The sequence below is a fragment of the Thiomonas sp. TH-17 genome (genome assembly GCF_057473305.1).
The window spans coordinates 1-6,676 of record NZ_JBYCKI010000212.1 but is presented as its reverse complement, the minus strand read 5'-3'; the positions used below and the strand labels follow the sequence as shown (position 1 = coordinate 6,676).

The 6,676-nt window shown below is 63.8% G+C and carries 7 protein-coding genes; all 7 read right to left on the bottom strand.

Features of this window, described 5'->3' with window-relative positions; genetic code table 11:
• Window positions 1-62: 62 nt before the first annotated feature.
• Window positions 63-1,361 (bottom strand): AAA family ATPase, encoded by a 1,299-nt coding sequence (locus tag AC2VLV_RS12715; protein ID WP_486990337.1) that lies wholly within the window; start codon window positions 1,359-1,361, stop codon window positions 63-65.
• The gene (locus AC2VLV_RS12710) at window positions 1,358-2,032 is read right to left on the bottom strand and encodes a hypothetical protein (RefSeq protein ID WP_486990336.1); all 675 of its coding nucleotides are present in this window, start codon (window positions 2,030-2,032) and stop codon (window positions 1,358-1,360) included. Before AC2VLV_RS12710 ends, AC2VLV_RS12715 begins: the two co-directional genes overlap by 4 nt.
• Entirely contained in the window at window positions 2,029-2,232 is a 204-nt protein-coding gene (locus AC2VLV_RS12705; protein WP_486990335.1) for a MerR family transcriptional regulator, read from the bottom strand. The genes AC2VLV_RS12710 and AC2VLV_RS12705 overlap by 4 nt, the downstream gene beginning before the upstream one ends.
• A gap of 125 nt (window positions 2,233-2,357) precedes the next feature.
• The gene (locus AC2VLV_RS12700; RefSeq protein ID WP_486990334.1) at window positions 2,358-2,993 is read right to left on the bottom strand and encodes a hypothetical protein; all 636 of its coding nucleotides are present in this window, start codon (window positions 2,991-2,993) and stop codon (window positions 2,358-2,360) included.
• Window positions 2,990-4,423 (bottom strand): tyrosine-type recombinase/integrase, encoded by a 1,434-nt coding sequence (locus AC2VLV_RS12695; protein WP_486990333.1) that lies wholly within the window; start codon window positions 4,421-4,423, stop codon window positions 2,990-2,992. Before AC2VLV_RS12695 ends, AC2VLV_RS12700 begins: the two co-directional genes overlap by 4 nt.
• A 385-nt stretch (window positions 4,424-4,808) precedes the next feature.
• Window positions 4,809-5,753 carry an alpha/beta hydrolase gene (locus AC2VLV_RS12690; RefSeq protein WP_486990332.1) on the bottom strand — a complete coding sequence of 315 codons (945 nt, stop codon included), beginning with the start codon at window positions 5,751-5,753 and terminating at the stop codon, window positions 4,809-4,811.
• Window positions 5,754-5,755: 2 nt separating this feature from the next.
• Window positions 5,756-6,610: a TonB-dependent siderophore receptor gene (locus tag AC2VLV_RS12685; RefSeq protein WP_486990331.1), complete on the bottom strand. Its 855-nt coding sequence runs from the start codon at window positions 6,608-6,610 to the stop codon at window positions 5,756-5,758.
• Window positions 6,611-6,676 lie beyond the last annotated feature (66 nt).

The following is a 6,676-nucleotide window of genomic DNA, read 5'->3' as shown; positions in this document are numbered from 1 at the left end:
TCACTGAGTTTGTCTGATCGCATGAAGCCTCCGAAAAAACTCAAGCTTCACTCAGCACAGACTCATTGAAAAGATGGGTTCGGCGGACGCTTACCTTCATCCATCGGCAGGCCGAAGGCTTCGCAGATCAGCCGCAGTCGGTGGAGCAGCATGGCCCCACGATCCTCCAGGCTGACAAAGACAACACGCGATTTCTCACAGGCGAGTCCTGCCCAAGGTCGCCCGATGGCCAGGTGCGCGCCGATCGTGAGCGCCTGCATGGTCTTGCCCCCGCCGCCATGCCCGGCAACGCCCGTCACATGGCCCTCCGGCACAAGGTCTTGCAGCTTGAAGCGATGCGCCAGCAGCTCAGCGGCGGCCAGGCCAGCCAGCGAGACAATTTTTAGCGGTGGCTCGGTTTCAGGCAGTTCCCCCAGGTCGTCGAACGCATCGGCAGTCGCCTTGCGCTGTTCGGCGTCGAACGCGCGTTCTGCTGCGGACTGATCGCCCTGATGGTCGAGCTGGACAAAAGCCGTCCAAGCGTCGAACGTGCCGAACAGCGGGTCGCTTGCATGGTCACTTTGCCAAAGGCCATCTTTGCCCGGAATCTCGCGCACGCTCGGCGCTCCCGTGGCTGTATGCGGCGACCAGCGGCCGTTGCCGTTCTCCGTGTAGCCGTGGCGCTCCAGGATCGCAGGCACAACGTGCGCCGCGTTGAACGGCACCCGCCGCGCTGACGCAAAGGCCAGCGGTGCCCCAGGGCCTGCAGCGGGTGCGGACACAGCGAGCTGTGCGCCCTCGCCGCAAAACAGCCGCTGCTGTTCGCGTAGAAACACCACATCTTCCGACAAGCGCAGCCACCACGCGGCGAGCTTCGGCGGCAAGTCGGGCGCATCGTCCAGGCGGCGGTCGTTCGCGTAGTCCTGCGAGTAAGGCCCCCCGCCGGTCTGCGTTTTGTAGACCGTGCCGGGCAGGGTGTCCTGTAGGTTCTGGCTTGCCGCGCGAAGCTCCAGAATCGTCCCAGCACTGCGGCTGGAGAACTTCACCCAGCCCGCAGCGGTGGGCGCTTTGAACGTCGAGCGCCCCCCGCTGCCGGGTCGGGTCGAGCTGGTGCGCACACCGGCCTGCATGATGTCTTCCAGGTCAAAACCGCACCGGCGCAGGCCCTCGGCGGCAAGACCGATGTTGTCTGGGTCAATGCTGCATAGGCCATTCGCGGCGAGCAGCAGGCCGTAGCCACCCGCATCGTCGCGAATCTGCGTAACGGGTCGGTGGTTCCAGCCTTCGCCCTTTGGTCGCTTCGACATGGGCTGTAGTTCGATCAACTTCAGGCCAGCGTCCAGCAGGCGGCGGGCTTCGGCATGGTTGGTGGGCTTCGTCATGGCTTGGCTCTCCAGTCCAAGTTGCCCCATGGCGGCGTTTTGCGCGGCACCCTAGCAAGCAGTCGCGCGGCATCGAAGCGATTGAGGTTGCGCGTGCGGCCCAGATGCGCGCGCAGCACGTCGAAGGCTCCGCGGTGCTCTTTGATGGCTGCTAACGCGAAGGCCCAAACCTCGGCATAGTGCAGCGCGGCGGCGTTTTCGCGGTCGGGGTGGAGCGCTTTGCCGACGGCAGAGCAGAGGCTCTGCGCATTTGCTCGCTCGTCCAGCGACGATGAAGCATGCTCCAGCCCGGCAACAGTCTCGCCTGCGAAGCCCGCAACGCGCCAGGTTGCGAGCTCCAGCGCGCGCGCCGGATCCGTGGCCGCGCTCCATGGCACCTCGCCGCGGGGGTCTGGGCCTACGTCAGTCCAGCCCGCCCAAACACTGCGGGTCGGCAACTGCGCGCGCCAAATCTTGGACGAAGTCACGGCGCGGCCGAGCACGGCGTACAGGATCACATGCCCCGCTTCATGCGCGGCAGCCTGCGCGCGCGTTCCCGAATCCTCACCGTGCTCCCTCAGGTGCTCGGCCAGCGCGTAAAATTGCCACTGTTCAATCGGTGCGCTTTGCCTTGCCGCTGTTTTGAACTGCCCGCCCTGCACGGCGGGCTTCTCATTTGTGGCGGCCGTCATCGCGCACCCCCCGCGGTCAGGCGGCGGATGTCCTCGGCAGGCCACAATAAAAACCGGTTCGGCGCCTTGATCGGACGCACCCCAAAGTAGTGGCCGAAGCGGCACAGCGCAACGCGTAATGTCTGCGGCTGGACATGCAGCGCCGCGGCGGCCTGCTCGGTGGTCAGTGTTGCTGGCGGGGGTTGAAAATCGGTTTGCATTGCGGGCTCCTGTTTGGATCAGTCCGCCCATTCAATCCCGCTAAATTCCTCCGTGTAAGTGCGCCACAGTGCCACAAAAACCGGTTTCTGGTGCACTGTGCGCGGGCCTGCAGCCCGCGCAAATGCTAGGCCTTCTGCGCCCCCCGCTGTTTTTCTGCTGGCTGCATTTTTGGTGCAATGTGGCGCAGTGCTAGCGTGTAGAAGTCGCCACGCGGCGCGAACCGTTTGACCGCGCAGAGCCCCGCGCGGATGCGCGCGAAGGTGCGCTTCTGAACCCGGAATTCGCGCTCGATCTGCGCACAGAACCAATGAAAGCTGCCCTTCTCCTCCCAGGACTCGCCAAGCGGGCCGGGCATGTTTTGACGGTCGAAGTCCAGCCTTTCGGCGCGGGCGAACCCCTCCAACTTCTCCAGGATGGTTTTGAGCAGGGCTGTGCGCTCCGCGTCCTTCGACGGGCGCCCTCCCTTGCGCGGCGCTGCCGCTGCCGCTGCGGGTGCGGCGAGCGGCGCAACTGGCTCGGGCGCGTTGCGCTGGAGCCAGTGCGCAACGATCTCGCGCAGAAGGGCCTCCACCCGATGGTGCATGCCCATCGCGTCAAGGTCGCCGGTGCGCACCAGCAGCGGCACGCGCACGCTAAGGCGCGTCCAGCCGAGCTCGTCGCGCACCTCGCGACGCAGGCGCGCCAGTGCGCTGGGCTGGTGTCGAAGGGACTGCTCGGCGACGGCCAGGAACCGGGCGCGCAGTTCAGCATCGGCGATCATTTGCGACTCCCGCGCGGAGCAACGCGCGCCGGTTGCGCAGCCTTCTCGGCGGGCTGTTTGAGCCCGGCCTCGGCCAAAATCCAAGCCTCAATCTTCGAGTGCCACATGCGCAGCAAGTCGATCGGCCGCACCCTGTAATGTTTCTCGGCCAGCGCGCTGGGCGCGTGCCCTTGGATTTGCGCCACGATGCCCACAGGCGTTTCAACCCACTCGGCCAGGCTGCCGAAAGATCGGCGCAGGCCATGCAGGCTCAGGTCGGGCAGCCCGGCCGCGTCAAGCGCCCGCTTATGCGAGATGCGCGGCTCTGTCAGGCGCCCAGATGCGGCGGTCGGGCTGCTGAATACCCAGGGGCTTGGCGCCCAGCCTTTCAGGTCGTTGCGCACGCGCCTGCCACCGATGATCCGCCATTCGGGCGGCGGCGTGTCGTTGCGGCGTTTGAGGTCAAGCAGCAGCGCGCTGACGAAGGGTGTCATAGGCACAGTGCGGCCACCCTCCACCTTGTCCGCGATGCGCAGGGTGCGCCACTGAAAATCGCAATCCTCCCAGCGCAGCGCGGCCAGCTCTTCGCGCCGTGCTCCGATCAGCAGCAGGGCCTGCAGGTAGGCCGCGTGCACCGGGTTCGGCAGTGCGCGCACGGCGGCGAACCAAGGGCGCAACATCTCGCGCTGCAGGTTGTCCTGCTTCGGCATGCGCCGCGGTAGTTCATCGCGCGCCATACGGCTGGCGCAGGCGTCCACGCGCGCTTGCCCGCTGTATTCGGGCTGTTCTGCGGCCCAGTTCAAAAAGGCGCGCAGGCGCACAAATGCGTTGCCCGCCTGCGTCGGCCGGTCAACCTCGGCCTGCAGGAATTGCCGCACAGCGGCCTTGTCGATCGCGCGCAGCGGCTGTGCGAGCAGCGCGCGCAGGATGCCCGGCTGTGTGGTGTCGCCCTCCCCCTTTTTGCGGCCGCGTGTCTTGGGTCTGCCTCCCGGATCGACCAGGCGTTGATGGTCAAGCAAAGTGCGCGGGCTCCAGCGGGCAGTGCGTGCGGCCATGTAGGTATCCCAGGCCACCAGCGCGGGCGCCTCTTCGCTTCGGTCCTGCGCGCGCCGGGCCTCCATCGCGGCCGCGCGCTCTGCCTTCTGCTCGCGCGGGTCGGTGCCCTGATCGACCAGAGTCTGCAGGCGCCGGGCCTCCTGCCGCGCGCCGGGCAGGATCACATTGCCCGCGGGATCGCGCTGCTCTTCGATGCCCCATGCCCGGACATCGCCGATAGTCACCCGCAAAGTGCGCCGGTTCAACTTCGACTCGAAGATGAACGCCTTCGATCCCGCTGCGGTTGCGCGCACAGCCAGGCGCGGCGCTTCGGTGTCCCAAAGGAACCCCTGCTGCACGCCAGGCGGACAGGTGAACTTGCGGATTCGGTCAGGTGTCAGGCGTTCGCGTTGCATATTTGGCTCCGGTCGAAGGTCGCTACATGACATTCCATGTAGCCACCATGTAGCCGCATTCTAGCAACGTTGCCGAATCCCGATCAATGCCGACATAGGACAAAATGTCCTACTTTCAATAACTTACGTGATTTTTCGGGTTGCGCTCCGAGTGGCGATTTTGTGGTTTTATGCGCATTCGTAATGCGAAGGTCGAGGGTTCGACTCCTTTCACCGGCACCATAAGCCCCAGAACCGCCATCTCAGGCGGTTTTTTTATGGCATCTGAAATTGAGTATGGGACGTGAGGCAATAGCCGCCCGGTGAGGACCTGGCATGCACCCAAGAGGTATCGCACGGAAAAAAGCGAAGGTGCGTAATGCCCATTGCCCCGTCGATACTTGCACTACTTCAATGACTCCCTCACATGCCCCATCAAGCCACGAGATTGCATCCACCAGACTAATTCGTCGAACCAGTGGTCGCTTGTCGTGCCCTTCGGCCTGAGGTCGAACCCGTGGCCCCCGTGCTCGTAGACATGGAGTTCGGCAGGCACGCCGACCTTGCGCCAGGCCATGTAGAGCTGCACGCTGTCGTTGGGCAAATAGTCGTCGTCGGCAGCAGCGGCGATGAAGGCAGGCGATGCATCGGCAGGAACGGGCGTGCGCAGCCCACCATAAAGCAGGCCGACGAAATCGGGTCGGGTCGCTTTGTTTCCGATCGCAAGATCGACAGCGAGAAACGCACCGGCGGAAAAGCCGACGAAGCCCACCCGCCTGGGATCAATGCCCCACTCTGCCGCATGGCTGCGCACGATCATCATGGCGCGTGCGCCATCTTCCACTGCGCGCTTCTCGCCGGGGAAGAGCGGTACCTCAACGGGCTTGCCGCTTTTTGCCCGGGCCATAATCAGCTCCATCGCTTTCATATGGGCTGCGGGCATGTGTGTGGAATTGTCCGGGCTAAGTATGGTGCGGTACTTGAGTACCAGTGCGGTCACCCCGCGCTGCACGAATTGACGCGCAATGGCCACTCCCTCATCGTGGTAATCAAGTCCAACGAAGCCGCCGCCGGGAGCGATGATCACGGCCGTGCCGTTGACGCGTCCGGGCGCGGGACGGAACAATTCCAGCGTCGGTTCGCTCACATTGAAAATCAGGGTATCGCCCGTCCCGCCCACCTTTGCTTGGGTTTCCGGGACACCTAACGACGCGATTTGGCCCTTTGCATAAAGTGGAATGATCATCCCGTGACTTGCCGTTGTCTGCGCGATAGCGGCGGATATCGACATCAACGCAGCGATCACGCCAAGGCCCGCCATGGCGGCCAAGTGCCTCATGAATTTAGTCACCTTCAGATCCTGGCCTTAAGCGTGAGATAGGCTGATCGCGGCTGATTGGGTGCAACGACGGGATACCCCATGTAGGAATAAGGATCCCAGGCCTGTCGTCCAGTGAGATTGACCAGGGAAAGTCCCAGAGTGAACCGGCCAATGTCATAAGCCGCCTGCGCGTCAATTGCGGCATAGCCGGGTACAGCGATGGTGTTGGGAAGGGTCAATTCGCGCGAGCTGAAGGCCGTAACGCCCACCCCGAACGAAAGCCCCTTTGCCGCCCCGTTGAGGATTCGATAGCGCATTGCAACCCGCCCGCTGTTCGTGGGTACGCGCGCGAGCCTGTCGCCAGGGGCCACGCCCTCATCGCGCGTGTTCGTGTGTGCATAGTTGACGAGTAGCGAGAAGGCCGGCGTCGGCTCCCACACCAGATCGACTTCCGCACCTCTGGCCTGTTGTTGCCCACTCTGGATGTAATAGCCCACATGATCGGGATCAGCGGTAGCGACATTGTCACGCGTCTGGTGAAACAGGGCCAGCGTGCCCGAAAGGCCAGCTTCGGGTAGTGCCAACTTGATCCCGCCTTCGACGTTGTTGGAAGTCTCCGGCTTCGGCGTCTGTAAACCAACGAACGCAAAAGGCGCACGGAATGCGGTCGCATAACCCGCATACAAGGCAACACCTTTTGCGACATCCAGTGTGGCACCGATCCGTGAGGAAACATGGGTGTAAGTCGTGTCGTTGGCCACGCCATAATCGCTGTTCTCAAGGAACTGGAGCGAGGTCAGGCGCAAGCCGCCGGTTAAGTGCAGTGGGCCGTAGGTCGCCTGGTCTTGTACATAGACTGTAAGCGTCCCGCCAACCCCTCTTGACACCCGAAGTGAAGGTCAGGTGCTGGCGGCAGGGGTGTTGGTTTTTGCCCAGTTATGCGGCAGCAATTC